The sequence below is a fragment of the Hoeflea sp. TYP-13 genome, assembly GCF_040932035.1.
Taxonomy (GTDB): Bacteria; Pseudomonadota; Alphaproteobacteria; order Rhizobiales; family Rhizobiaceae; genus Hoeflea_A.
In genome coordinates this window covers 160,483-186,131 of record NZ_JBFRBB010000005.1, presented here as the reverse complement: position 1 = coordinate 186,131, position 25,649 = coordinate 160,483, and the positions used below count along the sequence as shown (strand labels likewise).

Annotated in this window: 22 protein-coding genes; 11 read left to right on the top strand and 11 right to left on the bottom strand. The window is 57.8% G+C overall.

What is annotated here, in order from left to right; translation table 11 throughout:
* The first annotated feature begins 86 nt into the window (after nucleotides 1–86).
* The 3 genes from ABVT35_RS23925 (at nucleotide 87) to ABVT35_RS23915 (ending at nucleotide 5,667) form a co-directional block, all read left to right on the top strand.
* On the top strand, nucleotides 87–1,934 hold the full coding sequence (locus tag ABVT35_RS23925) for an HTTM domain-containing protein (protein ID WP_368469972.1): 1,848 nt from the start codon (nucleotides 87–89) through the stop codon (nucleotides 1,932–1,934).
* Nucleotides 1,935–2,045: 111 nt separating this feature from the next.
* Nucleotides 2,046–2,825, top strand: coding sequence for a FecR domain-containing protein (locus ABVT35_RS23920; RefSeq protein ID WP_368469971.1), 780 nt, complete (start codon nucleotides 2,046–2,048; stop codon nucleotides 2,823–2,825).
* Nucleotides 2,826–2,865: 40 nt separating this feature from the next.
* Nucleotides 2,866–5,667: an EAL domain-containing protein gene (locus ABVT35_RS23915; protein WP_368469969.1), complete on the top strand. Its 2,802-nt coding sequence runs from the start codon at nucleotides 2,866–2,868 to the stop codon at nucleotides 5,665–5,667.
* A gap of 14 nt (nucleotides 5,668–5,681) precedes the next feature.
* On the opposite strand, the gene ABVT35_RS23910 is transcribed toward ABVT35_RS23915, so the two are convergent.
* Nucleotides 5,682–6,098 (bottom strand): nuclear transport factor 2 family protein, encoded by a 417-nt coding sequence (locus ABVT35_RS23910; RefSeq protein WP_368469968.1) that lies wholly within the window; start codon nucleotides 6,096–6,098, stop codon nucleotides 5,682–5,684.
* Nucleotides 6,099–6,296: 198 nt separating this feature from the next.
* Here ABVT35_RS23910 and ABVT35_RS23905 point away from each other — a divergent pair, with 198 nt between their 5' ends.
* Together ABVT35_RS23905 and ABVT35_RS23900 are read left to right on the top strand one after the other, a co-directional pair.
* Nucleotides 6,297–7,088: a hypothetical protein gene (locus ABVT35_RS23905; protein WP_368469966.1), complete on the top strand. Its 792-nt coding sequence runs from the start codon at nucleotides 6,297–6,299 to the stop codon at nucleotides 7,086–7,088.
* Between the two features lie 103 nt (nucleotides 7,089–7,191).
* Entirely contained in the window at nucleotides 7,192–8,415 is a 1,224-nt protein-coding gene (locus ABVT35_RS23900) for a winged helix-turn-helix domain-containing protein (RefSeq protein WP_368469965.1), read from the top strand.
* Here the strand turns inward: ABVT35_RS23900 and ABVT35_RS23895 are convergent.
* The gene (locus ABVT35_RS23895; RefSeq protein ID WP_368469964.1) at nucleotides 8,360–9,031 is read right to left on the bottom strand and encodes a TetR/AcrR family transcriptional regulator; all 672 of its coding nucleotides are present in this window, start codon (nucleotides 9,029–9,031) and stop codon (nucleotides 8,360–8,362) included. The two genes, ABVT35_RS23900 and ABVT35_RS23895, sit on opposite strands and share 56 nt — an antisense overlap.
* Nucleotides 9,032–9,109: 78 nt before the next feature.
* Between ABVT35_RS23895 and ABVT35_RS23890 the strand changes: the two genes are divergently transcribed.
* Both ABVT35_RS23890 and ABVT35_RS23885 read left to right on the top strand, forming a co-directional pair.
* A complete protein-coding gene (locus ABVT35_RS23890; RefSeq protein ID WP_368469963.1) occupies nucleotides 9,110–9,853 on the top strand; it encodes an SDR family oxidoreductase in 744 nt (247 codons plus the stop codon).
* Between the two features lie 11 nt (nucleotides 9,854–9,864).
* Nucleotides 9,865–10,485: a class I SAM-dependent methyltransferase gene (locus tag ABVT35_RS23885; RefSeq protein ID WP_368469962.1), complete on the top strand. Its 621-nt coding sequence runs from the start codon at nucleotides 9,865–9,867 to the stop codon at nucleotides 10,483–10,485.
* Here the strand turns inward: ABVT35_RS23885 and ABVT35_RS23880 are convergent.
* The 4 genes from ABVT35_RS23880 to ABVT35_RS23865 form a co-directional block, all read right to left on the bottom strand.
* Nucleotides 10,454–11,776 carry a TRAP transporter large permease gene (locus ABVT35_RS23880; RefSeq protein ID WP_368469961.1) on the bottom strand — a complete coding sequence of 441 codons (1,323 nt, stop codon included), beginning with the start codon at nucleotides 11,774–11,776 and terminating at the stop codon, nucleotides 10,454–10,456. The two genes, ABVT35_RS23885 and ABVT35_RS23880, sit on opposite strands and share 32 nt — an antisense overlap.
* Entirely contained in the window at nucleotides 11,773–12,303 is a 531-nt protein-coding gene (locus tag ABVT35_RS23875; protein WP_368469960.1) for a TRAP transporter small permease, read from the bottom strand. The genes ABVT35_RS23880 and ABVT35_RS23875 overlap by 4 nt, the downstream gene beginning before the upstream one ends.
* Nucleotides 12,304–12,546: 243 nt before the next feature.
* A complete protein-coding gene (locus ABVT35_RS23870; RefSeq protein WP_368469959.1) occupies nucleotides 12,547–13,596 on the bottom strand; it encodes a TRAP transporter substrate-binding protein in 1,050 nt (349 codons plus the stop codon).
* Between the two features lie 500 nt (nucleotides 13,597–14,096).
* Nucleotides 14,097–14,555 (bottom strand): Lrp/AsnC family transcriptional regulator, encoded by a 459-nt coding sequence (locus tag ABVT35_RS23865; protein ID WP_368469958.1) that lies wholly within the window; start codon nucleotides 14,553–14,555, stop codon nucleotides 14,097–14,099.
* A gap of 134 nt (nucleotides 14,556–14,689) precedes the next feature.
* Between ABVT35_RS23865 and hppD the strand changes: the two genes are divergently transcribed.
* The 3 genes from hppD (at nucleotide 14,690) to ABVT35_RS23850 (ending at nucleotide 17,584) form a co-directional block, all read left to right on the top strand.
* Nucleotides 14,690–15,802 (top strand): 4-hydroxyphenylpyruvate dioxygenase, encoded by a 1,113-nt coding sequence (hppD, locus tag ABVT35_RS23860; protein ID WP_368469957.1) that lies wholly within the window; start codon nucleotides 14,690–14,692, stop codon nucleotides 15,800–15,802.
* 224 nt (nucleotides 15,803–16,026) lie between these two features.
* Nucleotides 16,027–17,085, top strand: a complete 1,059-nt coding sequence (locus tag ABVT35_RS23855; protein WP_368469955.1) for a type III polyketide synthase — start codon at nucleotides 16,027–16,029, stop codon at nucleotides 17,083–17,085.
* Nucleotide 17,086: 1 nt separating this feature from the next.
* Nucleotides 17,087–17,584 (top strand): isoprenylcysteine carboxyl methyltransferase family protein, encoded by a 498-nt coding sequence (locus ABVT35_RS23850; protein ID WP_368469954.1) that lies wholly within the window; start codon nucleotides 17,087–17,089, stop codon nucleotides 17,582–17,584.
* A gap of 82 nt (nucleotides 17,585–17,666) precedes the next feature.
* Here ABVT35_RS23850 and ABVT35_RS23845 read toward each other — a convergent pair whose 3' ends face one another.
* Nucleotides 17,667–18,830 carry a WD40/YVTN/BNR-like repeat-containing protein gene (locus ABVT35_RS23845; protein WP_368469953.1) on the bottom strand — a complete coding sequence of 388 codons (1,164 nt, stop codon included), beginning with the start codon at nucleotides 18,828–18,830 and terminating at the stop codon, nucleotides 17,667–17,669.
* Nucleotides 18,831–19,038: 208 nt separating this feature from the next.
* Here ABVT35_RS23845 and ABVT35_RS23840 point away from each other — a divergent pair, with 208 nt between their 5' ends.
* The gene (locus ABVT35_RS23840) at nucleotides 19,039–22,332 is read left to right on the top strand and encodes an adenylate/guanylate cyclase domain-containing protein (protein ID WP_368469952.1); all 3,294 of its coding nucleotides are present in this window, start codon (nucleotides 19,039–19,041) and stop codon (nucleotides 22,330–22,332) included.
* A gap of 125 nt (nucleotides 22,333–22,457) precedes the next feature.
* Here the strand turns inward: ABVT35_RS23840 and maiA are convergent, their stop codons facing one another.
* The 4 genes from maiA to ABVT35_RS23820 form a co-directional block, all read right to left on the bottom strand.
* Entirely contained in the window at nucleotides 22,458–23,096 is a 639-nt protein-coding gene (gene maiA, locus ABVT35_RS23835; protein WP_368469950.1) for a maleylacetoacetate isomerase, read from the bottom strand.
* Nucleotides 23,097–23,150: 54 nt separating this feature from the next.
* On the bottom strand, nucleotides 23,151–23,702 hold the full coding sequence (locus ABVT35_RS23830; protein ID WP_368469947.1) for a VOC family protein: 552 nt from the start codon (nucleotides 23,700–23,702) through the stop codon (nucleotides 23,151–23,153).
* Nucleotides 23,703–23,809: 107 nt separating this feature from the next.
* Nucleotides 23,810–23,998 (bottom strand): DUF2783 domain-containing protein, encoded by a 189-nt coding sequence (locus ABVT35_RS23825; protein WP_368469945.1) that lies wholly within the window; start codon nucleotides 23,996–23,998, stop codon nucleotides 23,810–23,812.
* Nucleotides 23,999–24,016: 18 nt separating this feature from the next.
* Nucleotides 24,017–25,624 carry an FAD-dependent oxidoreductase gene (locus ABVT35_RS23820; protein WP_368469944.1) on the bottom strand — a complete coding sequence of 536 codons (1,608 nt, stop codon included), beginning with the start codon at nucleotides 25,622–25,624 and terminating at the stop codon, nucleotides 24,017–24,019.
* Between the last annotated feature and the right edge of the window lie 25 nt (nucleotides 25,625–25,649).

The following is a 25,649-nucleotide window of genomic DNA, read 5'->3' as shown; positions in this document are numbered from 1 at the left end:
CTACCTGGTGCGGTTACGTTCCGTTAACGCTCAATTCAAGACATTTTGCCAGTCTGCCAGGCATGACCGGTAATCCAGATACAAATTTGCAATCAGAAATTCCTTCCGGTGGCGTCGATGTGGGCCGGCCAGAGGGCGTCCGGTTCGGTTTGGCTGGAATTCAAACGATTTTCGGTATCGATCTGAGAACGCTTGCGTTGTTTCGCATTCTGCTCGGGCTCTATTTGCTTGCCGACATCTGCCTGCGTCTACGGGACCTTACCGCACACTATTCGGATGCCGGGATCATGCCGCGGATGGCCCAGCTGAACCATTTGTCCGCCGGTGCGGTTTCCCTGCACCTGGCCAATGGCTCGGCGCTTTTTCAGGCGGGTCTGTTCGCAATGGCGGCGCTGGCGGCCACTTGTCTTATCATCGGCTACCGAACGCGTGTAGCGACGGTCGCAAGCTGGATATTGCTGCTGTCGGTCCAAAACCGGAATACGTTCATCTTGTCCGGTGAGGATAATCTGGCGGTGCTTTTGACCTTCTGGGCGATGTTCTTGCCGCTCGGGGCCCGCTACTCGGTTGATGCAGTTCTCGACCGCAATCTGGATACGACCGACAACCGCTATTTCTCGATCGCGACGATGGCTCTGCTGGTGCAGGGCATGTCGATGTACTTCTTCAGTGCACTGCTAAAGTCCGATGCCAGGTGGATTCCGGACGGCACGGCTGTCTACTATGCGCTCAATCTTGAATATATGGCGACGCCGTTCGGCTTGTGGTTCCGGCAGTTTGAACCGCTGATGCAGGGGCTTACCTATTACGTCTATTTTCTGGAACTGGTGGGTCCGTTCCTGATTTTTTCCCCCATATTCCACCGCACCTTGCGCACCGCGCTGATGGTTGCGTTCATGACCATGCATATTGGATTTTGGGCCTATCTCGAGATCGGTCTGTTTCCCGTCATTTCAATCATCATGAACCTGACCTTCCTGCCCTCCTGGGTTTGGGACAGGGCCGATGGCTGGCTGGCTCGCAGGCGGGTGGACGGCCTTGCCATCTGGTATGACAAGGATTGCTCATTTTGCCTGAAAGCCTGCCGCCTGCTTCGAATGCTGCTGTTTCTCGGCGATGTTCCAATACGTCCGGCACAGCAAGACGCGCAAATCGGCCCGGTGCTTGAACAGCACAATTCATGGGTTGTCACCAGGGGTGATGCTGTCTCATTGAAATGGGACGCGATGCACCCGTTGGTGCAGGCGTCGCCCCTGTTTCGCCCCTTGGCATTGCCGATGCGCCTTGCCTGGGTCGGCAGGCTTGGCGACAAAGCATACGATATTGTTGCCGCAAACCGGCAGTTCCTTGCCCGCATGAGCGAAAGCTGGTTTCCCTGGCGGCCGATTCCTATCCGGGCCGGCCGGTTTTCCAACGGCCTTGCAGGCATATTTCTGGTGTTCGTGACAATCCAGAACATTTCAACTTTGCCCTTCGCGAACTGGCAATTGCCGCGCCAGTTCATTCTGGTGCGCCAGGCACTGGGCCTCTACCAGAACTGGACGATGTTTGCGCCGCATCCCGAGCTGACAAGTCCGTGGCCGGTGATCGAAGGCAGACTGCTGAACGGCGAACCTGTCGATGTCTACCGTGGAATGGACGGCCGTGTGGACCGCACAAAGCCGAAGTTCGTATCGGCAGCCTATGCAAATTACCGGTGGCGCAAGTTTCTCTCCAATCTGGAAGATCAGTCCTATCTGCCCGTCCGCCCGTTCCTGGCGGCTCAGTATGCGCACTATCTGTGCCGGTCATGGAATGCAGACCGCGAAGGTGGAGAACGGCTGTTTACGCTGGAGATCGCATTCAACGTCGAATTCACACCGCCGTCCGGCGCTCCCCGGGTTGCATCCGAGAGAATTGTTTCGTCTTATGATTGTTTTTTACTTGCCGGTTGACAGTTGAAACTGTTTGCCGGCCTTAATTTCAAGTAAATATCTGGCGGATTTATCAACAAATTCTTAGCAATTTTTCAGTATCTTTTCGGCTAACCACTGGGGGGTAGTGTGATGTATAACCGGTGTTTTGCCGTAGCAATTTCATTTTTCCTGCTGTTATTTGCGCCCATCCATTCGATGGCGCAGGACTGGATCGCCCATAAGGTCAGCCAGCCCTCATACTATACGGAAGACAGCAAGAACTGGTTTCAAATCAAGCGTGGCATGAAAATTCCGGTCGCCAGCTGGATCCATACCGGCCGGCGCGGCCGGCTGCAGCTTCGCCGCGGTGAAGAAATGATCAATTACAGTCCAAATACCCTGGCTGCGCTTATCAGCGAGGGAAAGGACCGCAGCAAAACCTATCTTCGCCAGAGGTTTGGTTCATTGCTGCTCGATGTGGAAACGCGAAACCACAAGCACGTTAGAATTAAAACGCCGTTTTTGGCTGCCGTGGTCAAGGGTACGCGTTTTTCAGTGTCGGTGGGCGATGATGCTGCTGCGGTTTCCGTTGAGCGCGGTGTCGTGGATGTATCCGCACCGGGATCATCTCGTGCGGTAAGTGTCGGTGCCGGCCAGACCGCATCCGTTTCAAGTTCCAACGCAGCGGATGTCTCCGTTGCCGCCTCAAATGGCGTCAGTGCCGTGGCGAGTGCCAATGCGGCTGCCGGAAAAGCCAACGGAAATGCCAACGGCAACGGAAATGGAAATGGCAACGGTAACGGAAATGGCAACGGCAACGGCAACGGCAACGGAAATGGCGGTGGCAATGGAAATGGCAACGGCAACGGAAATGGCGGTGGCAATGGCAACGGCAATGGAAATGGCAACGGCAACGGGAACAGCGGTTAGTTCCGGTCAGCATTGCTGATGATTCCGAAGTCCGCATTTCATGAATAAGCCCGCGATATCATCGAATGCCATGGTGCAGATAACTCTGTGCCTTGGCATTATCGCGCTTCAGTTCTTCGGAGCGTTTGCGGGCCTGGAGAGCCTGTTTATAGAAAAGCGCGCCGAGCTTGCGCCACGGCAGGCGTCGCAAAAAATCGTTTACATTGCAATTGACCATCAGTCTCTTGAGCAGATTGGTGTGTGGCCATGGCCGCGATCCGTCCACGCAAAAGTGATTGAGGCACTGGTCGAAGCAGAAGCAGCGGATATCGTTTTCGACGTGGATTTCAGCAGCCGGTCGGATCCGAACGAGGATCGGAAGTTGCTAGAAGCGCTGCAGATGGCAGGCGGATCGGTTGTGTTTCCGACCTTCGTGCAGCAGCAGTCCGTCAGATCTGTAGAGGGTTCGCCCCACGTTCAGACCATGCCGCTGGCGATGTTCCAGGAAGATTCCTGGATGGCCAGCGTTCGGGTCACCCCGGATTCCGACGGGATTGTGCGGTCCTTTTATCTGGGCGTCCATCTGAATCAGGAAACCATACCTTCAGCGGCTGCAATTCTTGCAGCGCGTTCGGATGTCGATACCGGGCGGTTTTTAATCGACTATTCTATCGATCCCTCCAGCGTTCCGACCTATTCGGTTTCAGACCTGCTTGCAGGCGCCGTACCGGATGCGGCACTCCGCGACAAATCCGTAATCATCGGTGCGCATGCACTGGAACTCAGGGATACCTTTGCCGTTCCGGTTCATTCGGTCATCCCCGGAACGATGTTGCAGATTCTTGCAGCGGAAACGCTTTTGCAGAACCGGTCGCTTGTCCCATCGAGCATTTGGCTAACCGCAAGCCTCGTATTGCTGGTGCTTGCGGTCGCCCTGACGTCGTCCATTAAGTTTGGACTGGCTGTGCGACTGGCAATCCTGGGGCTGTTGTCGGCTGTCGTGGAAACGGCCGCTTTTTTCCTGCAAAAGGACTATGCCATCGCGCTGTCGACCGTTCCGGTCCATGCGGCGGTGGCAGTCCTGGCGGTATTTACCGCGGTAACGGAACTCAACCTGCTGGCGCTGGTTGCTCGTGTTGCAAAAATTGAAAACCGCAACACCCGCAAGGTGCTCAGCCAGGTTTTTGCGGACAGTGCCGATGGATTCCTGGTGGTCGGAAAAAGCGGCGAAGTCCTGGAAATCAATGAGAATTTCAAGAAACTGTTCAAACTGACCGATGAACAGTTGTCGGCCGAATGCATCTTCGATGCATTGCCCAAGGGCGTAGTGGCCGACATTCGCAAGGCGATTGCGAAATTTGATGGTCAAACCCTGACACCTGTGGCGCGATCGGAATTCAGGGACCGTGTATCCGGTGTTGAACGGGTCGTGGAATATTCGGTCACGCCTTCGGTTCTCACCGGTCTCCAGTCCGAAAACGGGGAAAACGACGATCCCGTATTTGCTTCTGTTACTGCGCGCGACGTGAGCGTGGAGCGCGAACAACGCGCCAAGCTGGAATACCTGTCCAAATTTGATGATTTGACCGGCGCGATGCGCCGTAGGGAGTACGTCAAGGTCTTGAACCAGCACCTGGTCGACCTTTGCTCCGGTGGTGGCCGTGCGGTGGTGGTCGCCATAAACATAAACCGCTTCAATGCCCTGAACCGGACACTTGGGCGCACCGTCGGCGACCTGCTGCTGCAGGCGATTGCGTCACGGCTTGAACATATTGAACTTGCGGTTTCACGACCGGCGCGCCTGGAAGGCGATACTTTTGTGATGCATCTGGTATCCGACATCAGCAAATCCGGTGCGAGGCACCTTGCGGACAAGTTGATCCGGGAACTCAGCAAGCCCTATGAGTTGGAGAATATGCAGGTTTCGGCAGATTTCTATGCGGGCGTTGCCGAAACATCGGACCTGCTCAGACAGGATGCGGATGGGTTGATCAGTAATGCGGAGCTTGCTTTGGAATCGGCGCGGGGCCTGAGCGGCAATGTGGCCTATTTCGATCCGAAAGACGTTGCTCAGCAGGAGCGGGCGCTGCTGATTGAAAGGGAGATGCGCGACGGTTTGCGCGAAGGGCAGTTCTGGGTGACCTATCAGCCCCAGGTGGCAACCGATGATGGAGCACTCACCGGGGCGGAAGCACTGCTGCGCTGGACCCATCCGGAACTTGGACCCGTTTCACCGGGCGAGTTCATAGAAATCGCGGAGGCCAACGGCTTTATCCTGCAGCTCGGAAAATGGGTGCTCGAACAGGCCTGCCGCGACGCCTGTCGCTGGCCCGGCCATATAACCGTGGCAGTTAATGTTTCCGCCAAGCAGTTCCTGCGCGGCAGCGTGGTCGAAGACGTGAAACAGGCGCTGGCCAAAAGCGGGCTCGCCGCTCATCGGCTTGAACTGGAAATTACCGAATCCAGCTTCCTCCATGCGACCGACGATCTTCTCGTTCAACTTGCGCAGCTCAAGAAACTGGGCGTTTCGCTGTCGCTTGACGATTTTGGCACCGGGTACTCATCATTCGGATATCTGGCGAATTTTCCCGTCGACAAGATCAAGATCGACAAAATGTTCCTTCAGAACATGACCGGCGAACGTGCCAGCCAATCGGTTGTCCGGTCCGCGCAGGTTCTGGCGGAAGGTCTCGGCATGAAGGTGCTTTGCGAAGGCGTGGAAACCGCCGAACAATACCAGATTGTCCGTGGCATTGGGTGCCAGCAGATCCAGGGATACTATTTCGGCAAGCCACAGTCAGCCGACGATATCGCCGCAATGATCAATCACGCTGGCACACATACTTTGACAAAAGCCGGCTAGGCGCTTCCGCTACTTTATTCCTGGCTCGCCATGAGCACCGTATAGGTGTCGTAATATTCCATGAACTGGGTCGCCTTGCCGTCTTCAAACAGCCAGATATCGACCTTGGGTATGGTCACCGTGTTGCCGTTGCGCCGGTGGGTCCAGGAACATTCGCCGATCGTCACGACCCGGCTGCCCTGCGCGACATATTCGTTGATGTGGTAGAACTCCATGGACCAGTCGTTTGCCAATCCTTCGAAATAGCCAATCACTTCCTGTTTTGAGGCGCGCGGTTTTGTAAATTCCATGCCGGGCCTTCCGTCGGCCGCCGATCCCCAGTCGATATGATCGGCAAGGATATCGTACCAGACATTGGCGTCGCCCTTTGTTTCGTGCCAGGCGGAATAGGCGTGGCGCAGTATGGCGACATTGCTTTCTTCTTCTGTCATGGAAACTGCTCCGGTTGGTTGAACGATCCACAACGGTAACGCTCTCTATCAGCGGCGTCTGTGTCATTCCTCACAAATCGGGGCAACGTTGCTGAATACGGCAATTCCCAAAACCTAGCGCGTTGCGATAATGAATTGGCAATAAATTGCATATAGCCCTGTTTGCAACCTTATGTTGTTTGATGGGAAGGCAGCACTTTGGACAAGGGGCAGTTCCGGTCCTCCATGCTGATCTGGTTTGGAGTTCTATTCACATTCCTGTTTTTCTTTCCCCTGATGCTAACGGCCCTGCTGAAAGTGTCGGCCTGTCAGGGCGTCGGCGGAGCCTGCGGCGCGCTTGCCTCGGTAATAGGCGTCTACGGCAAGACCCCGGTGATACTCGTCATCGGGTTCTTCATCATTCGCGCCTTGCACAGGCGCATACGATGGCTTGAAATCAGCGCCGGCTGGACGGTTCTTGCCTGTTTGTGGCTCATCAGCGCCATTCCGTTCCTGCTTGCCGTGCGCAACTATTGGGGAGCCAATTTTTCGCTTGGCCTCATCAATGTTTCGATGCCCGGCCTGCTGCCGTTTCTGCTTACGCTGGTCGTCTTCCTGTGCTTTGCCGACTATCCGGTGACGGACGGCCTGGATGTCAGACGGAGAACAGCCTGGCTGGCAGCCACCATCGCCGCAATCCATGCCACGATGCTGCTGTCTGCAAAGATCGTATCCGGCTTTCTGGTCATTCCCTTCTTTGTCCGGATTTTCGGTGCCGCAGGACTTGCCGCTTCTTCCAAGCTGATCATCCTGTTCAACCGGCTGGCGGGGTTTGCCGGTTTCGGCATTTCGCCGCTGAGATTGCTTTGGGCCGATCTTGCTGTCTTTGCCGCTGCCCTGGCAATTATCGTTTTCAGACAGGCAAGAAGCGACAGGACAAACACCGTTTTGGTCGAACCGGCCCATGACAGCCGGCCCAGGCGGAGTTTCGGACGGCGTGGCGAGACCTGAATTCAATCAGCCTCCGGTTTGCAACTTTTCATATTTCATTTGGGTGCGACTCGATCTATAACTTGTTCATGTTTTGTTTCCTGGCTCGGGAGAACTGGCCGCGATGCCATCAGCAGATGTCGATTCCCCATTGCGTCTTTCCAACCGTGCGGCGCGCCGGCTGTTCCTTGAGCGCCACGGGCTTGCGGACGATCCGTCGCGGCGGCTTGTGAAGGATGAACTTCAGTCGCTGATCGAGCGGCTCGGTTTCGTCCAGGTGGACAGTATCAACACGGTGGCGCGCGCCCATGATCTGATCCTGTTTTCGCGCCGGCAGTGCTACCGGCCGAAACAACTCAAGTCGCTTCTGGAAAAAGAGCGCTCGCTGTTCGAGCACTGGACCCATGATGCGTCGATCATTCCGACCTGTTTTTATCCCTATTGGCAGATGCGCTTTGCGCGCAACAAGGAACGGTTGAAGGAACGCTGGCGCACATGGCGGCGCGAAGGCTATGAGGAAAAATTCGACGACGTGCTCGCTCACATAAGGCAGCACGGTCCGGTGATGTCACGCGATATGGGCGAGGGTGAGAAAAAGAACAATGGCGGCTGGTGGGATTGGCACCCATCGAAGACGGCGCTTGAATATCTGTGGCGCACCGGCCGGCTTGCCGTGTGCGGCCGCGAAGGTTTTCAGAAGGTCTATGACCTAAGCGAACGGGTGATTGCCGACGAGCACCGGTCGAACAGGCCGGAGGAAGCCGAAACGGTCGACTGGGCCTGTTCCAGTGCGCTCGACCGGCTCGGGTTTGGCACATCGGGCGAGATTGCCGCCTTTTGGGATGGCGTGCGCCCGGCGGAAGCAAAGGCCTGGTGCGCAGAAAAACTCGGCAAAGAACTGATCGAAGTGGCAATCGGGACTGTCAGCGGCAAGCCGCACAAGGTCCTGGCGCGTCCGGATGTTGCCGAACAGGCGGAGGCAGCGGCCGAGCCGCCGGCACGCATCAGGGTGCTCAGCCCCTTCGATCCGGCGATCCGCGACCGCAAGCGCACCGAACGTCTCTTTGGCTTCAACTACCGCATTGAGGTCTTCGTGCCGGAACCGAAACGCAAATACGGCTACTACGTCTTTCCGCTGCTTGAGGGCGACCGGCTGATTGGGCGCATCGACATGAAATGCCGGCGCGATGCCGGCGTCCTTGACGTATCGGCACTGTGGCCCGAGCCGAAAGTGCGTCTTGGGCAAGGGCGGATCAGGCGGCTGGAGGCCGAGCTTGACCGGGTCCGCCGCTTTACCGGTTGCGACCGGGTGGCTTTTGCCGATGGCTGGATCCGGGAGCCGCTCTAGAGTGTGCCGCAACATCTGTGGTGAGATAACCGAGAACAGCCCGGCAGATGCGGGTTGCCAATGCCGCGCGGTCTTTCTCGCCGCGCAGGCCCGCCGCTTCCGCCATGCCCCTTACAATGGCGACGATATCGCGTGCCGCCTGCCGCGGGTCGGGTACATCATGTTCTTCAAGCAATCCTGAGATCGCCGCTACGATCCCGTCCTTGAGATCGTCCGTCTCCTGTTGCAGGGGTAGTGCGGAATAGGCGTATTCCAAAGCACGGGCGAAGCCCGGCTTGTCCGCCTGATGGCTGATGGTGACTTCGACAAGCCGAAATATCGTGATTTCGAGAGGCCGGCCCCTGGTCTCTTCAAGGGCTGCCGTCAGTCCGTTGAACAGCCGCAGCCGCTTGCGGCGGATGATTTCGGCAAGGACAGCCTCCTTGGTGGGAAAGTATTGATAGAGCGATCCGACGCTTACGCCCGCCCGCCGGGCAATTTCATTTGTGTTCAGGGCGTCCAGCCCGCCCTCCTGCAGGATGCGAGCAGCCGCCTCCAGAACAGCGTCGACTGTCACCGTGGACCGCGCCTGACGCGGCTTTTTTCTGGGTTCGATTACGGTTGGCGGTTGTGCCATGAAATGCGAGTACCTAATGCGAGCAATTGCTCATATTATGACATGCAATGTCCAACACAACAACACAAGTCATCCATCATGCAGCTTAGCGGTAAATCGGTACTGGTCACCGGCGGGGCCCGCGGCATAGGCGCACAGATAACGCGCCAGCTCGTGGCAAAGGGCGCAAAGGTCATCATTGTCGGCCGCAACCGGTCCGGTCTCGACGGTCTTGTGTCCGATCTTGGCGAAGCGGTGACAGCCATTGCCGCCGATCTGTCGGACGCCGAGGCCGTGGATGACCTGATTGCGCGGTTGCGCACCGATCATGCCGATCTGTCCGTTCTCATCAACAATGCGGCCATCCAGACCGAGATGGATTTTCATTCCAGCTGCGAACATGACTGGACGGCGGAGGCCCGCGAGGAGATTGCGGTAAATCTGCAGGCGGTGGTTGCACTTGCCATCGGGCTGCTTGCGCAACTGAAGAGGCAGCCGCAGGCGGCGATCGTCAATGTGGGTTCGGCGCTTGCCATTGCTCCCAAACAAGCCTCGCCGGTCTATTGCGCGACAAAGGCGGGCATGCGCAGCTTCACAAAGGCGCTTCGTTACCAGTGCCGCCAGAAAGCGCCGAATGTGCTGGTGTGCGAGGTCATCATGGCACTGGTCGATACCGATATGACGCGTGGCCGCGGCAGCGGAAAAATCACGCCCTGTCACGCTGCGGCCAGCCTGATCGGCGGCCTGGAGGCAGGCAGGACGGAAATCTGGGTCTCCCGGGCAAAACTTCTGAAGATTGTGAACAGGCTCTTGCCGGCGCTGGCGGAGCGGATCCTGCGATGAGGAATGGAGCGATGAAGACGTTGCACAAGGAAACCGGGCATGCCGCGATGCGGGCACGGGACTATATGCGTTTTGCCCGTGCATGGGTTGAGGCGCCGATGCGTACCGGCGCCATTGCCCCCAGCTCCGGTGAACTTGCACGCCATATGGCTTTTGCCGCTGGTCTGCGGCCTGATGCGGCCGTCGTCGAACTTGGACCGGGTACCGGCGTCGTCACCGATGCGCTCCTGCGGGCAGGCGTGAAGGAAGAGGCGCTTACTCTGGTGGAAACGAACGCCGCGTTTGTCCGGTTGCTTGCCGAGCGCTTTCCGAAGGCGACGATTATCAGTCAAGACGCATTCGCCACCGTCGAGGCCCTTGCTGTGTCCGGCAGCCAGGCTGCGGCGGTCGTCTCCAGCCTGCCGCTTTATATCTATCCCGCGAAAACCCGCCGGACATTCTGCGAGCATGCGCTTCGCCTGGTCGGTCCCTACGGGCGGCTTGTGCAGTTCACCTACGGTCCCGTTTCACCGATTTCACCGGCTGCCGGCATGCAAGCCGTGCGCTCACGCCGAATCTGGGGCAATCTGCCGCCGGCGACCGTGTGGACCTATCAGGCGCTCAATACAGCCAACGCACCAGCCCGAGCGTGATGAACGGGAACAGCGCCAGGATGACCACGCGGATGAGGTCGGTGGCGACGAACGGAAAGACTCCGCGATAAGTCTGCGAGAGCGGGATGTCCTTGGCCATAGAGTTGATGACGAAGAGGTTCATGCCGACAGGCGGTGTGATCAATCCCACCTCGACGACAATCAACACCAATATGCCGAACCACAGAGCAAACTCCTCGGGCGGCAGTCCGAAATCAAGGCCGATGACGATCGGAAAAAAGATCGGCACGGTGAGCAGGATCATGGACAGCGAATCCATGACGCAGCCGAATGCCAGATACAAAAGCAGGATGATGGTCAGCACCAGCCAGGGTGAGAAGCCCTGTTCCGTGACATAGAGCGCCGCTTCCTGCGGCAGTTGCGACAGGGCGAGGAAGCCGTTGTAGATGGCAGCGCCCAGAATGATCAGGAAAATCATGCCGGTCGAGTTCGCGGTGTCCAGGATCGACGATTTGAGGGTAGTGAAGGTCAGGCCGCGATTGGCAAGAGCGATGAGGCCGGTGCCGGCGGCGCCGACCGCCGCTGCCTCGGTGGGCGTGAAGATGCCGAGATAGATGCCACCGACAACCAGCAGGAAGACAACCAGCACGGGCCAGACGGCAAGCAGGGCGCGGAAGCGCTCGCCGTAGGGCACGCGTTCGCGGGTGCCGGCGGAGTTCGGCCTGATGCGCACATAGACCGAGATTGCGAGCATATAGCCGACGGCGGCCAGAATGCCCGGGATGACCGCCGCAACGAAAAGCTTGGCGATGTTCTGCTCGGTGAGGATTGCATAGATAACAAGCACGACCGAGGGCGGGATGAGAATGCCGAGGGTGCCGCCGGCCGCAAGCGTTCCCGTGGCGAGCGGGCCGGAAAAACCGTAGCGCTTGAGCTCCGGCAGGGCGACCTGACCCATGGTTGCTGCCGTTGCCAGCGACGAGCCGCAGATAGAGCCGAACCCGGCGCAGGCGCCGACGGCGGCCATGGCGACGCCGCCCTTTTTGTGGCCGAGCCATGTTTCGGCCGCGTTGAAGAGGGCGGTCGACATGCCGCCAAGACGGGCAAAATTTCCCATCAGCAGAAACAGCGGCACAATCGACAGCGAATAGCTGGAGAATGTTCCGTATGTCTGGTTCTTCAGCTGGCCGAATATCATCAGAAAGGAGTCGTTGATCATGTAGCTGCCCAGAACGCCGACGGCGAGCATGGCAAGGCCGATCGGAATGCGCAGGAAGATCAAAACGAGAAGAACGGGAAACGACCAGATGCCGATTTCAAGATTGCTCACGACAGTTCCCCGCTGATGGCGATGTCCGATCCGGTCCGGTATTCGATCACGCTGCGCCAGAAGCACCAGAGCGTTACAATGACAAAGACGACCGCGCCGAAGAGGCCGGCCGCATAGGCCCACCAGATGGGAAATTGCAGGATGAAAGTCGTTTCCGTGTAGTTGTATTTGTCGATCGTGCCCAGCCAGTGGCGCCAGCAGATGAGGAGCGCAAAGACAAGCATCAGGAAATTGGAGACGATTTCGATGAGGCGATTGGCATTGTCGCTGAAATGCATGGTGAGGACCTCGACGACTGCATGACCGCGCCTGAGGTGACACCAGGGCAAAAAGGCGAAGACGGCAAAGGCCGTGCCGGCTTCAACGAGCTCGAAATCGCCGGGGATCGGGCCGAGGCCGGCAAAGACCAGTGCACGGCCGGTCACCGATATGACGGTGATGATGATGAGTGCGGTCAGGACGAGCCCGCCCGCCAGCGCCGTCAGGCGTGCAAGCACCTGTATCCAGCGTTCAATGCGCTCCGACATGTCAGTATCCATCCGGCGGTGCCGCCGGTCCCTCGATCCGTTTGATGTTGATGCTTTTGTCGCCGGTCATTTGTGTTTCTTGCCCTGTGCGGCTGCAGCATATTGCGCATGCCGGCCAGTGCAAAATTGACCTTGTGGATTAGTGTCCGCTGTCGTTTACCGGTTCCAATTGGAGGCGGTGTCGGTGGCTCATTTACGATTGTGCAGAGGCGGAGATCAGGTCCGCCTCTGCAATGGCATACCCTAGTTGGTGTTCTTGGCGATTGCCGCCTGGGCGCGCTCGTAGAGATCGCGGCCGTCGATGCCCTTGGCATCCATTTCGGAAATCCAGTTGTCGATGACAGGTTTGGATGCTTCCTTCCAGCGGGCGACTTCCGCCTCGTCAAGAACAATGATCTTGTTACCGGCCTTTTCGGCAATGGCGCGACCCGGAGCGTCAAACTCCTGCATAGTGCGGCCGGCGAATGCAGAGAACTCGAGACCGGAATTATCGTCGATGACCTTTTTCAGGTCGTCCGGCAGGCTGTCGTATTTCGCCTTGTTCATGGCAAGCACGAAGACGGCCGTATAAAGCGCCCGGTCACCGGAAAACTCGGTATGGGTGTTGACCAGTTCCGGAACCTTCAGCGCCGGCGTGACTTCCCACGGGATAACGGTTCCATCGATGACACCCTTGGAAAGAGCCTCCGGAATGGCCGGAACCGGCATGCCGACCGGCGTCGCACCCATCTGTGACAGAAGGCCGTTGATGACGCGGGTCGGGCCGCGCAGTTTCTTGCCTTCCATGTCTTCCAGCTTGGCAATGCCATCGCCCTGGACGTGGAACATGCCGGGGCCGTGCATCCATGTGCCGAGGATCTTCAGATCCTTGAAGTCGTTGTCCTTCATGTCCGATTCAAACAGTTCCCAATAGGCGCGGGAACCGGCTTCGGCATTTGTCATCATGAAGGGAAGCTCGAAGACCTCGGCGCGCGGGAAGCGGCCCGGCGAATAACCGGGGAGCGTCCAGACAATATCGACGACACCGTCGCGGGCCTGGTCGATGAGTTGCGGCGGCGTGCCGCCGAGCGCCATGGCGCTGAAGACATCGATCTTGATGCGGCCGTCGGATTCCTTTTCGATTTTTTCAGCCCAGGGGATCAGCACCTTTGCGGGCACTGTCGCCTGCGGCGGCAGGAACTGATGCATGCGCAGGGTTACTTCCTGCGCCAGCGACGGCAGTGTGCCCGCGCCAAGTCCGGCGGTAACGACTGCTGCAGCAGCCAGCGATTTCAACAAAGTGCGTTTCTTCATCAGTATCCTCCCTGAGATCCCGAAAACGATATGGATCCTATATTGCCTTGCCGGCAATGACCGGCAGATGTTTTATGCAAATCAAGTGTCATTCGGCGCGTTGCGGCATTGTGCCCGGCCTATGACCGTTCTTATCGCGCAGACGTGCCAGCTCCATTTACCTGGCTGCCGACCGGTCGAAATTCGCATTGCTACAAATGCCTGCGACCATGAAAGCAGTTTGAAATGTGAAGGTAAAATGAAAAAACCCGCCTGATGCATATCAATGCCGATATGGTTTACATGCCAATCGGATACGCATAGCGGCGACGCCATGACGCTGAATGTTTCCTTGTTCGTACCCCTTCGATCTGTTTGTTCGGCAGACCGGTCCGCAAGGCATAAAGCCGAGCGGCCGACCGCAGTATTTTTGAGCGCCCGGTCGGGAACTGACCCTTCGGAGCGCGGCCGCATGCAACGGCTTATTTTTGTAACTGTCTAGAGCGATTGTCTGAATAAAGTCAGTTCAACGGCAGGGCGTGGGTGTCCTTCAGGGTTTCCAGCACGATGGCCGATTTGACGTGGCGGACGGATTCGTGCGGCAACAGCACATCGTTGACGAAACCGGAGAGCGCCTTCAGGTCTGCGGTGACGACCTTGAGCATGTAATCCATCTCGCCTGTCAGCGCATGGGCCTCCAGAACCTCGGGCAGCCGGTTGATCAGTTCTCCGAAGCGGTGGGCATTGTCCCTGTTGTGGGTGTCGAGCGTCACGGTAATGATATTCACAATGCCCAGGCCAAGCATCGTGCGGTCCAGTCCGGCGTAATAGCCGAGTATGTAACCCTCCTCTTCAAGCCGTATGCGCCGGCGCGAACACTGGGACGGTGAAAGGTTGATCCGTTCCGACAGGTCCCCATTGGTCAGCCGCGCATCCTTCTGCAATTCCTCAAGGATTTTCCGGTCGAATTGATCGAGCATAGGATCGTGCGTCTTTCTCTTTGTTTATGCAAGAACTGTGCGAATAATCGCCATTACGAGTGCAGATTGCAAGCATTGTGCGGTGTTTTTGCGCGATAATGACGAATAAATCAAACAAATTGAGGAGTGCTCCTATGGGTCCGTTTCCACACAACGCGCCGCCGGCAGAAATCAGCAAAGAAAACCCGGCAGGTACCGACGGTTTCGAATTCGTCGAATTTGCGCATCCCGAACCGGAAAAGCTCGAAGCTCTGTTCGAGAAGATGGGTTACAAGCCCGTGGCACGCCACAAGACCAAGAACATAACGGTCTGGCGCCAGGGTGACGTCAACTACATACTGAATGCAGAAAAAGGTTCGTTCGCCGACCGCTTCATCGATCTGCACGGCCCGTGCGCTCCGTCCATGGCCTGGCGTGTCGTCGATGCAAAGCATGCGTTCGACCACGCGGTTTCCAAGGGTGCGACGCCCTATGAAGGTGACGACAAGGCGCTTGATGTGCCGGCGATTGTCGGTATCGGCGGATCGTTGCTTTATTTTGTCGACATCTATGGCGACAAGGGGTCGGTCTACGATGCCGAATTCGAATGGCTCGGCGAGCGCGACCCCAAGCCGACGGGTGTCGGCTTTTATTATCTCGACCATCTGACCCACAATGTCTTCCGTGGCAATATGGACAAGTGGTGGGATTTCTATCGCGAAATGTTCGGCTTCAAACAGATCCATTTCTTCGACATTGAAGGCAAGATGACCGGGCTCGTTTCGCGCGCCATCACGTCGCCATGCCAGAAAATCCGCATTCCGCTCAACGAGTCGACCGACGACAAGAGCCAGATCGAGGAATATCTGCGCAAGTACAAGGGCGAAGGCATCCAGCACATTGCCGTTGGCACCGACGATATTTACGACGCCACCGACGCGCTTGCCGACAACGGGCTGAAATTCATGCCGGGTCCACCGCCGACCTATTATGAAAACTCGCATGAGCGGGTCAACGGTCATGAAGAGCCGCTCGACCGGATGGCCAAACACGGCATCCTTATTGACGGCGAAGGTGTCATTGATGGCGGCATGACGAAGATCCTTTTACAGATCTTCTCGAAGACCGTGATCGGTCCGATCTTCTTCGAGTTCATCCAGCGCAAGGGTGACGAAGGCTTTGGCGAGGGCAATTTCCGCGCCTTATTCGAATCCATCGAGGAAGACCAGATCCGCCGCGGCGTTCTGAAGGTGGACGCGGCCGAATAGCGGCCCGGCCGGTTCTTCAAAAAGGAAACCCCGCTGCGCTGGACGCGGCGGGGTTTTTTTAGGTCTGAGCGATTGTCAACCCCAGCGCCGGCAGGCGCACTGCACGCGCGGTCATAACGCGCTTCACCAGAACGTCATCAGAGTTTACGCCCCGTCATATCGGCCGATGGAGCCTTCCGCCTATATGGAACCGGAAGATTTACACCACATTATCTTGGAGATGTATGTTGCGTGTGAGACTGGCCGGAATTTCCACCGCCGTTCCCGGCGTCAGAATACCGCAAAACGTGGTCCTGGACTGGGCGCGCCGTACCCTTGGCGCCAAATTCGGCCAGTTCGAACGTATGGCAAAGGCATTCGAAAATGCCGGTATCGACACACGCTATACGGTGACGGATGTTTCCTGGTTCGAGACGCCGAAGAGTTGGCCTGAACGCAATGAAGCCTATCTGCGCGGCACGACAGCGCTTTTTGTTGAAGCAGCAGGAGCCGCGCTCAAGGATGCGGACTGGGCAGCGGATGAAGTCGATGCCGTCGTCACGGTTTCTTCAACCGGTATCGCGACGCCGTCACTTGAGGCGAGGGCGCTCATCGAAATGGGATTTCGCGACGATATCATGCGGGTTCCGGTTTTCGGGCTCGGCTGTGCCGGAGGAGTTTCAGGCCTGGCGATCGCCCGCGATCTGGCGGCGGCGCATGAGGGTGCCAGGGTGCTGCTCGTGGCGGTCGAAGCCTGTTCGGTTTCCTTCTGTGCGGGCGTCCCACGCAAGGCCGACATCATCGGCGCGGCCCTGTTCGGCGATGGCGCTGCCGCTGTATGCGTCACCTCCGCTTCAGGCCGTCTCGGAAAGCGCGACATTCTCATCGGCAGGGGTACGCAAAAGACCTGGCCCGAGACACTTTCAATCATGGGATGGGACGTCAGCGACAATTCTCTGGGAGTCATCTTCGACAAGGCGATACCAGACTTCACCAGGCAACACCTTTCCGCTGCCGTTTCCGATGCCCTTTCAAATCTCGGCATGGATGCAGGCGAGATCGACCGCTTCGTCTTCCATCCGGGCGGCACCAAGGTGCTGCAGGCGATCGAACAGTCGCTGGATCTGCAACCGGACAGTCTGGGCGTCGAACGCAAAGTCCTGCGTGATTTCGGCAATATGTCGGCACCGACGGTGCTTTTCGTCCTCAAACGGGTTCTTGAAACGGACCAGAAGGGCGACATGCTGATGTGCGCCTTTGGCCCCGGATTCACCGCGTCCTTTCTGCCAATTGAGGGTGTTTGAATTGTCGGTTTCCCTACCTGCACTGATCCTGCTGGTCTTCCTTGTGGTTCAGCGGCTGTGCGAACTGTTACTGTCTGGACGGAACACCAGAAGGTTGCTGGCGAAAGGCGCGACCGAATACGGGGCCGGGCATTATCCCTACATGATCGGCCTGCATGGCGCCTGGTTCGCGGCGCTGGCCTGGTTCGGGATCGGGCAGATCCTTTCGTTTCCGTGGCTGGCAGTTTTCGTGGCCTTGCAGGCGATGCGTGTGTGGATCATCTGCAGCCTGGGCAGCCGGTGGACCACGCGCATAATCGTGCTGCCCGCGCCGCTGGTGACCACAGGGCCATTTGCATGGGTCAAACACCCAAACTACCTGCTGGTCATAGCCGAGATTTTCACGGTGCCGATGATCTTCGGCCTGCCCACCGTCGCCGCCATATTCTCCGCTCTCAATGCGGCAATGCTGACGGTGCGGATCAGTGCCGAGGAAGCGGCCCTGGCGCAATGGCGCTAGACATCGATGCCGATGGAGTAAATGCTGCGCGCCCCTTGCGGAACCTGTTTGCAGTGGATCAGCCAAGGAGGCTGGCGGCCGGCTACCGGCCGTGGTCGAGAACTTCGACCGAAAGAATGGTCGGCAGATGCCGGGCAATCTCTTGCCAGTTGTCACCTTCGTTCAAGCTGGCGAACACCGAGCCGCTGTTTGTGCCGAAATAGATGCCCGCAGGCTCGCGTGCATCCCCGGCCATGGCCTGACGGAGCACGGTGAAAAAGCAGCCCTCTTGCGGCAATCCATCCCGCATGTCCTGCCAGCTTTCCCCGCCATCGCGCGAGCGCCAGACGGCTGCCGCAGCATCCGGTGGAAAGCGCCCGATGCTGTCGCCGTTCAGCGGTATCGTCCAGATCGTTTTCGGATTGCGTGGATGAATCCGTATCGGAAAGCCAAAAGTGGAAGGAAGTCCTTTTGTGATGTCGTCCCAGCTGCGGCCGCCATCGGAGGAACGCCAGACGCCATGATGGTTCTGTTGGTAAAGCAGATCACTGGTGCCGGGCGCGAGCATCATATTGTGAACGCAGTGCCCGGTTTCGCCGTCGCGCGGAGCGGCCGGGTGATCGTGCGTTTCGCAGGCCTCCGCGTTCGACAGGCGATTGCGGCGCTCCCAGGTTTCCCCGCCATCCTCTGTCGCAAACACGCCCGCTGCGGAAATGCCGATCCACATTCTATGAGCATGGGAAGGGTCGGGCACGATTGTGTGCAGCACCAGTCCGGCGGCGCCGGGGTTGCAGTCCTTTGCAGATGGATGGTCCGTCAGCGATTTTACCTTTGTCCAGGTGTTGCCGCCGTCCTTGCTCGCCAACAGGCCTGCAGGCTTGGTGCCGGCATAGAGTGTGCCGTGTCCCTGGGCGAGCGACCAGATCTGGGAGAACTCATCTGTAAAAGGCAGCGGTTCGTCGTTCCAGCCGATCGTGCTTGCAAAATCCGGATCACCGGCGGCCCAATCGTCCATTGTACCCTTGGTGAGTCTGGTAACGTCCCAGGTTTCGCCACCATTGTCCGAACGCCAGATGCCGGCGCCGTTCCAGTCACCGCCACCGCCGGCCCAAAGTGTGCCGGTGGCCGGATCGCCGATAACATGATTGACCGGCCAGCCATCGCAGAACGGGCCTTTGATGTTCCAATCGGCGCGGTTCTCTCCACCCGACAGAACAAAGGCGCCTTTGGTGGTGCCGAGAAGGATCTCAATGCTACCCGGAGACATCAGATTTTCACTCCAACAACCGCCAAGCAGACTACCACAGGGCTGAAGGACCGGCCAGAAAACGAGCCGCCGGATGCCGAAGGCCATGCGGCGGCAAGTCCAATTCACCGTGACCTTGGTGAAGGGTGAGAGGCGCCATGTCGACTTTCCTGATACCGCTTCCAGAGATCGACCTGCGGAAGTAAACTGGCAATCAGGGAGCACGGCGATGTCTGAATTGGTAAATTGGCTAGAAGCGTTGGGGCTTGGCAAGTACGCCGCAAATTTTGCCGATAATGAGGTCGAGTATGCCGACCTGGCTGAATTGAGCGACGAAGATCTAAAGGATATCGGACTGCCCCTCGGGCCGCGACGCCGGATACTCAAGGCCTTGCGGTCAGAAGCAGACCACGAACCTGCAACAGTCGCGGTTGAAGATGGCGCCGATCAACCTGTTGAACATCATGCGACGGCCGAGCGGCGCCAGCTAACGGTCATGTTCTGCGATCTTGCGGGTTCCACGGCACTATCAACCCGTTTGGATCCGGAAGACTACCGGGAAGCGATACGCGCGTATCAGGATGTCTGTGCCGGCATCATAGCCCGCTATGACGGCTATGTTGCCAAGTTCATGGGAGACGGGGTCCTGGCCTATTTCGGCTGGCCACATGGTCATGAGAATGAAGCGGAACGAGCGTTGAGCGCCGGGCTGGGTCTGGTGGACGCTGTATCCCAAATCGAGCTTGCCGGAGGCGAGACTGAGCATTTGAAAGTTCGCATCGGCATCGCCACCGGTCCGGTGGTCGTTGGCGACATAATCGGCGAGGGAGCCGCGCAGGAGGCCGCCGTCACCGGTGAAACACCGAACCTTGCTGCTCGGCTCCAGGAACTGGCCGAACCGAACTCGGTCGCTATCGCCAAGTCTACTCAGCTGCTGGCAGGTGGACTTTTCGATTACGTTTCTTTGGGCAGCAAAAAGCTCAAGGGCATCACCGAACCCATTGAAGTGTTCCGGGTGACCGGCCAGCGCTCTGTTGAAAGCCGCTATGAGGCTAGAGGTTCTCAAATCCTGCCAATGGTCGGGCGTGATCAGGAGTTGGCGCTGTTATTGGAGCGTTGGACTCAAGTCGACGGTAGTGAAGGCCAGGGCGTACTCCTTGTTGGCGAAGCAGGCATCGGCAAATCGCGCATCGTTGGAGGTTTGATTGACAGCCTGGCGAGCCAGGCACATACGCGCATTCGCTATCAGTGCTCACCGTTTCACGCAGGCAGTGCATTCTGGCCGGTCGTGCAGCAATTGCGCCATGCCGCTGGTATTGAAGCCCGGGATGATCCTGCCGCGCAGCTTGAGAAGTTGGAAAAGCTGTTGCTGGCAACTCACTCGTCCGAGCAAGACATTTCGCTCCTCGCCGATTTGCTCGGATTGGACGAAAGCCCGCAGTATCGACGACTGGACCTCACACCTCCGGTGCGACGTGAGCGGACATTGGAAGCCTTGATCAATCAACTCACCGAACTGGCCGCGCATCAACCCGTTCTGGTGGTGTTTGAAGATACTCATTGGATTGATCCAACCACTTTGGAAATGCTCGAACGGAGCCTCGATGTGATTGCGGACTGTTCTGTCATGGTATTGTTGACGAGCCGCCCGGACAACCAACCCGAACTCGCCGGTCATCCGCATGTTACGCGACTGACGCTCAATCGACTTGGCCGCGCAGGTTTGAAGGATATTATCGAACGATTGGGCGGTGAAGGTTTGCCGCAGGAGACAATAGAAACCATCATCGCCCGAACCGATGGCGTGCCGCTATTTGTCGAGGAATTGACCAAGGCGGTGCTGGAAACGGGTGAAACAACGATCCCTGCCTCCTTACATGACTCGCTCATGTCGCGTTTGGACAGGTTCCCCGATGTAAAGGAAGTCGCCCAGGCGGCAGCCTGTATTGGTCGCGAATTCGATTTTCCACTGCTTGCGCAGATCGTTGACCGCAAGGAACCCGAACTCGCATCGGCATTGGATCGGCTCATTGCTGCCGAGCTGGTCTTTCGGCGCGGTTCAACGGCGGCGGGCGGCTTCATCTTTAAGCATGCTTTGGTTCGAGATGCCGCATATGAAAGCCTGCTTAAGCGTAAGCGGCAGGACCTCCACGGCAGGTTGGTTAAGATACTAGAGCAGCAGGAAGACGTTATTCCGGAGGTTCTTGCTCGTCATGCCGAAGCTGCCGGTATGGCAGTAAAAGCCATTGAGCACTGGTCCGCGGCAGCAGCGCTGGCGATGGAGCGCCCTGCCTACAAGGAAGCGATCTCCAGCTTCCAAGCCGCGATTCATCTCATTCAGGGATTTGAAGAGGGGCCGGAATGGCAGCATCGGGAACTGGAACTTCAGGTGAAGCTTGGTCAGGCACTGATCGCACATCTTGGCTACCAGGCACCGGCCACCATGAACGCTTTTGAGCGCGCATTGGAACTCGCGGAGGTGATTGGCGAGGCGCAGCTGCTGGTTCCGTCCCTGTTCGGCCTCTGGGCCAGCCGATACATCAGCAACAAGCCGTCTCTGGAAATTGCCAACAGGCTCGCAGAAATCGTTGCGACAACAGACGACGATGGTGCCAAATGCATATCCGCTCGTATGCTCGCGCTTGAGCGTTTTCATATGACCGAGTACAGGCAATCGCTCGAGCTGGTTGAACGGGCGTTGAATATTTATGACGAAAGCCGTCACCGCGACCTCGCCTTCAGCTATGGACATGATCCCCGGGTGGCGGCAACAAATTACAAGGCGTGGAATCTGTGGCATCTTGGATATATGGAACAGGCTCAGTCAGCGGCGGAAGCATCACTTGATTGGGCACGGCAAACCGATCATCCCAACACGATTGGTCTTTCGCTCTGCTACGGTGTTTGCCTGACGAATATCTGGCTGGGGGATTTCAACCGTGTCAGGGAAGCCGCCGAAGAAACCCTGAGCCTTTCCGAAGAAAAGTCGCTCGCGCTGTGGGATGCGTGGGGCCGCATTTATCTGGGCTGGGCAGTGTCCAAGGATGTTCCAGGCGATGGTATCGAACATTTGTTATCCGGCCTGGAGGCTGCCCGGCAAATAGGTGCGGCACGGCTGGAAGCATTTCATTTGAGTCTGGCTGCCGATGCTCAATCGGCGTCGGGTCGCCATGATGATGCGGACCGGCTGTTTGCCAGTGCATTCGCAGTGCTGAAAGAAAGTAGCGACAAACCGTTTGCTTCCGACATTCATCGCTTGCGTGCATTGGCTTTAACACGCAAAAGCGTAGGACTGACCGATGAGGCTCAACGTGAACTTCTCAGGGCAATAGAAATAGCCCGCGACCAGCAGGCTCTGTCGCTTGAGTTGCGCGCAATGTGCGATCTCGCGGTGCTGTGGGCTGATGCCGGCGAGCGCAACAAAGCGCGCGACTGGCTAAAACCATTGCGCGCCCGATTTACAGAAGGGGCCGGAATGCCGGATCTTGCAAAGGCCGATAAGCTGCTGGCCAATTTGGGGTGACCGGGCGACGAACCGAAGGTCCGCAGTGGGTCGAGAGCTGGTATAGGCCGCGATCTCAGTGGTTGGGTTTGTACGCTGTCTGTACCTGCCGGAAAGGCATTCAGGAGCCCTTCCGCAAATGCTGTCTAACTTGGCGGGCCGATCCGGTCCGGGTGGGCAGCAGCGAAGGCTTCAATAGCAGCACAATTCGCGACGATGGCGTTGATGCGCGACAGATCTGAAATATCCGCGCCCCAGCGGTTGGCGTTGTAGATCTGCGGTATCAGGCAGATATCGGCCATGGTCGGATTGTCGCCGTGGCAAAAGGCGCCGGATTTGCCGTCACCGAGTTTTGCCTCAAAGGCGAGCAGCCCTTTACGGATATATTTCTGCATCCATTCGGAGCGGACTTGATCGCCGCCGCCGGAACGCTCCATGACATCGGCGACAACCGACAGGTTACAGACCGGATGGATTTCCATGGCAATGATGTAGGAAAGCGACCGCACTCGGGCGCGGTCGACGGCACCGTCCGGCAGGAAGCCGGCCGAACGGGTCTCGTCGAGATATTCGATGATCGACAGCGATTGCGTGAGCATTTCGCCGTCGATTTCAAGCGCGGGGACCAGTCCCTGCGGATTGCGGGTGAGATGATCCGGGTCCAGGTGCTGCTTTTTGAGAAGATCCACATTGACAGCGTTGTAGTCGATACCGAGCAGGTTCAGTGCAATGCGCACCCGGTAGCTCGCCGATGAACGCCAGTAGTCGTAAAGAACCGGTGTCATTTGATCTCCCCGTTGCAGGTTTGCGCGCCGGCAAGCGGCGCGCAAACCAAGCGACTAGAGCTGTTTATCAAGTTCCTTGGCATGCAGCCAGTCGGCATGTTTCGGTGCACGCTTGGTCTTTGACCATTCTTCAAGCATATCCCACTTGACCGCATCCATGCGCTTGAGCATTTCTTCTTCTTCCGGATCCGGACAGGCAAGCTCGATGCGGTGGCCGCTCGGATCGAAGAAATAGATCGAGTGGAAGATGGAGTGGTCGGTCACGCCAAGCACTTCGACACCGTTCTTCTCCAGATGCTCCTTGTATTCAAGCAGCGCATCGCGGTCCTTGACCTTGAATGCGATGTGCTGGACCCAGACCGGCGTGTTTGGATCGCGGCCCATTTCGGGCTTTGTCGGAAGTTCGAAAAACGCCAGAATGTTGCCGTTGCCGTTGCCGGCGTCCAGGAACAGGTGCATATACGGGTCCGGTTCATGGGTCGAGGGGACATGGTCTTCGGCGATTGCCAGGACAAAATCCATATTCAGCATCTTCGAATACCACTCGACGGTTTCCTTCGCGTCCTTGCAGCGATAGGCGACGTGGTGGATCTGTTCGATCTTCATAATTTGGTCTCCACTGTTTGTATGCACAGACAATAATAGTTACAAATGTAACTATCTAGCCCCAAGCCGGCTCCGGCACCGTAATTTCCGCCGACTGCAGAGGCTGGCTACGCCTTTGCGGCCTCCAGCGCCTCCGCCAGGATTTTGCGCTCGCCGATGTGATTGGCCAGGAGCAGGATGAGGCGGGCATTGAATGCATCGCTCTCGGCTTTGCTCAGCCCCTCATGGGCCGCCAGAAGGTCGGCATAGAAATCGTCCGGGCTGCTGATGTTTGTTTTGGTGTTGAGTTTGGTCATGTCGTTTCCCATCTCGTTCTAGACCCGGCCGGTTGCCCGGTTGACGGCACCGCGCACCGTCGCCTCGTCATAGCCGGTCCAGCGCGCGGCAACGTGCTGATCGGGGCGGAACAGGTAAACGGCCTGCTCTTCCTTTCCGAGATAACGCTTGTGCAGATGGTCATTCGGATCATGGGACTGGATATTCAGCCCTTCGACCGCAACACCGTCGATATCGAGGCTTTCCGGCACCTGCAAGTTAATCCCCAGAAGCTGGAAACGGTTGCCGGTAAGGTCCGTCAGCCATTCCTCGCCCACCGGTGCGTCCACGACTGGTGCGCCGGGCCTTGTGCGCGGCGGCAGATCCGGGTGATCGTCGCCGTTAAGGGACGATCCGTCATAGATGCTCGGGACGGAAAGCCGGCCGGAATTCACCAGCGGACGGGCAAATTCATACCGCTCGGCAAGATCGAGGACCGCATCGCGGAATGTCCGGCTGTTTTCGGACTTGGGTGTGATGAAATCGGTTGAACGGGATGAGTTCATGATGTTCTCATCGGCGCCGAGAACACGCTCGTAATCGTAGCTGTCGAGCAGGCTTTCCGGTGCGATGCCGTCCATGATGAGCTTCAGCTTCCAGATCAGATTGTCGGTGTCCTGAAGCCCGGAATTGGCGCCGCGCGCACCGAAAGGCGAGACCTGGTGGGCGGAATCGCCTGCAAACAGCACACGGCCATGACGGAACTTTTCCATGCGGCGGCACTGGAACGTATAGATCGACACCCATTCGAGCTCGAATTTAGCATCCTCGCCGAGCATCGCTTTCAGCCGCGGGATGACGTTTTCGGGTTTCTTTTCCTTTTCCTTGTCGATGTTCCAGCCAAGCTGCAGGTCGATGCGCCAGACATTGTCGGGCTGCTTGTGTAAAAGTGCAGACTGGTTGCGGTTGAAGGGCGGGTCGAACCAGAACCAGCGCTCGGTCGGAAAGTCCGCCTCCATGATAACATCTGCAATGAGGAAGTTGTCTTCGAAGACGCGGCCGATGAAGTCGAGACCGAGCATCTTGCGTGCCGGCGAGGTGGCGCCGTCGCAGGCAATCAGCCAGTCGCATTCGAGCTTGTATGAGCCTTCCGGTGTGTCGATGGTGACAGCGACGAAATCGTCCTTCGGATCGATCTTGGCGACGCGGCTGTTGCCGCGTATCTCGATCTGCTTGCCCTCTTCCTGCAGCGCCTGCACCCGGTGCACCAGGTATTCCTCAAAATGATACTGCTGCAGATTGATGAAGGCGGGCCGCTTGTGGCCTTCCTCGGGCAAGAGATCGAATTCGTAGATACGGCGATCGTCGAAAAAGACCTTACCGAGCTTCCAGACGACGCTTTTGTCGACAAACTCGTCGCCGCATCCAAGGCGGTCGAGGATTTCCAAAGGCCGCTTGGCGTAGCAGATGGCGCGTGAGCCGAAGCTCACCTTGTCGTTCTCATCGACGACAACGACAGGCACATCGTGCTGGGCCAGGTCGATGGCCGCCGCCAGCCCGATGGGGCCGGCGCCGATCACGATGACCGGATGGCGCACCGGCGACGGCGCATCCTGATCCGGTGAGCGGTGATAGGGGTAAAGCGGCGTTTCGAAAATCTTACTCAAATTGACCTCCCTGTACTAACTGCGT

Excerpts from the sequence above, each read along its gene's own strand:
- ABVT35_RS23920 (WP_368469971.1), top strand. The coding sequence starts at position 2,046 with ATGTATAACCGGTGTTTTGCCGTAGCAATTTCATTTTTCCTGCTGTTA.
- ABVT35_RS23915 (WP_368469969.1), top strand. The coding sequence starts at position 2,866 with ATGAATAAGCCCGCGATATCATCGAATGCCATGGTGCAGATAACTCTG.
- ABVT35_RS23910 (WP_368469968.1), bottom strand. The coding sequence starts at position 6,098 with ATGACAGAAGAAGAAAGCAATGTCGCCATACTGCGCCACGCCTATTCC.
- ABVT35_RS23900 (WP_368469965.1), top strand. The coding sequence starts at position 7,192 with ATGCCATCAGCAGATGTCGATTCCCCATTGCGTCTTTCCAACCGTGCG.
- ABVT35_RS23895 (WP_368469964.1), bottom strand. The coding sequence starts at position 9,031 with ATGGCACAACCGCCAACCGTAATCGAACCCAGAAAAAAGCCGCGTCAG.
- ABVT35_RS23890 (WP_368469963.1), top strand. The coding sequence starts at position 9,110 with ATGCAGCTTAGCGGTAAATCGGTACTGGTCACCGGCGGGGCCCGCGGC.
- ABVT35_RS23885 (WP_368469962.1), top strand. The coding sequence starts at position 9,865 with ATGAAGACGTTGCACAAGGAAACCGGGCATGCCGCGATGCGGGCACGG.
- ABVT35_RS23875 (WP_368469960.1), bottom strand. The coding sequence starts at position 12,303 with ATGTCGGAGCGCATTGAACGCTGGATACAGGTGCTTGCACGCCTGACG.
- ABVT35_RS23870 (WP_368469959.1), bottom strand. The coding sequence starts at position 13,596 with ATGAAGAAACGCACTTTGTTGAAATCGCTGGCTGCTGCAGCAGTCGTT.
- ABVT35_RS23865 (WP_368469958.1), bottom strand. The coding sequence starts at position 14,555 with ATGCTCGATCAATTCGACCGGAAAATCCTTGAGGAATTGCAGAAGGAT.
- hppD (WP_368469957.1), top strand. The coding sequence starts at position 14,690 with ATGGGTCCGTTTCCACACAACGCGCCGCCGGCAGAAATCAGCAAAGAA.
- ABVT35_RS23855 (WP_368469955.1), top strand. The coding sequence starts at position 16,027 with ATGTTGCGTGTGAGACTGGCCGGAATTTCCACCGCCGTTCCCGGCGTC.
- ABVT35_RS23845 (WP_368469953.1), bottom strand. The coding sequence starts at position 18,830 with ATGTCTCCGGGTAGCATTGAGATCCTTCTCGGCACCACCAAAGGCGCC.
- ABVT35_RS23840 (WP_368469952.1), top strand. The coding sequence starts at position 19,039 with ATGTCTGAATTGGTAAATTGGCTAGAAGCGTTGGGGCTTGGCAAGTAC.
- maiA (WP_368469950.1), bottom strand. The coding sequence starts at position 23,096 with ATGACACCGGTTCTTTACGACTACTGGCGTTCATCGGCGAGCTACCGG.
- ABVT35_RS23830 (WP_368469947.1), bottom strand. The coding sequence starts at position 23,702 with ATGAAGATCGAACAGATCCACCACGTCGCCTATCGCTGCAAGGACGCG.
- ABVT35_RS23825 (WP_368469945.1), bottom strand. The coding sequence starts at position 23,998 with ATGACCAAACTCAACACCAAAACAAACATCAGCAGCCCGGACGATTTC.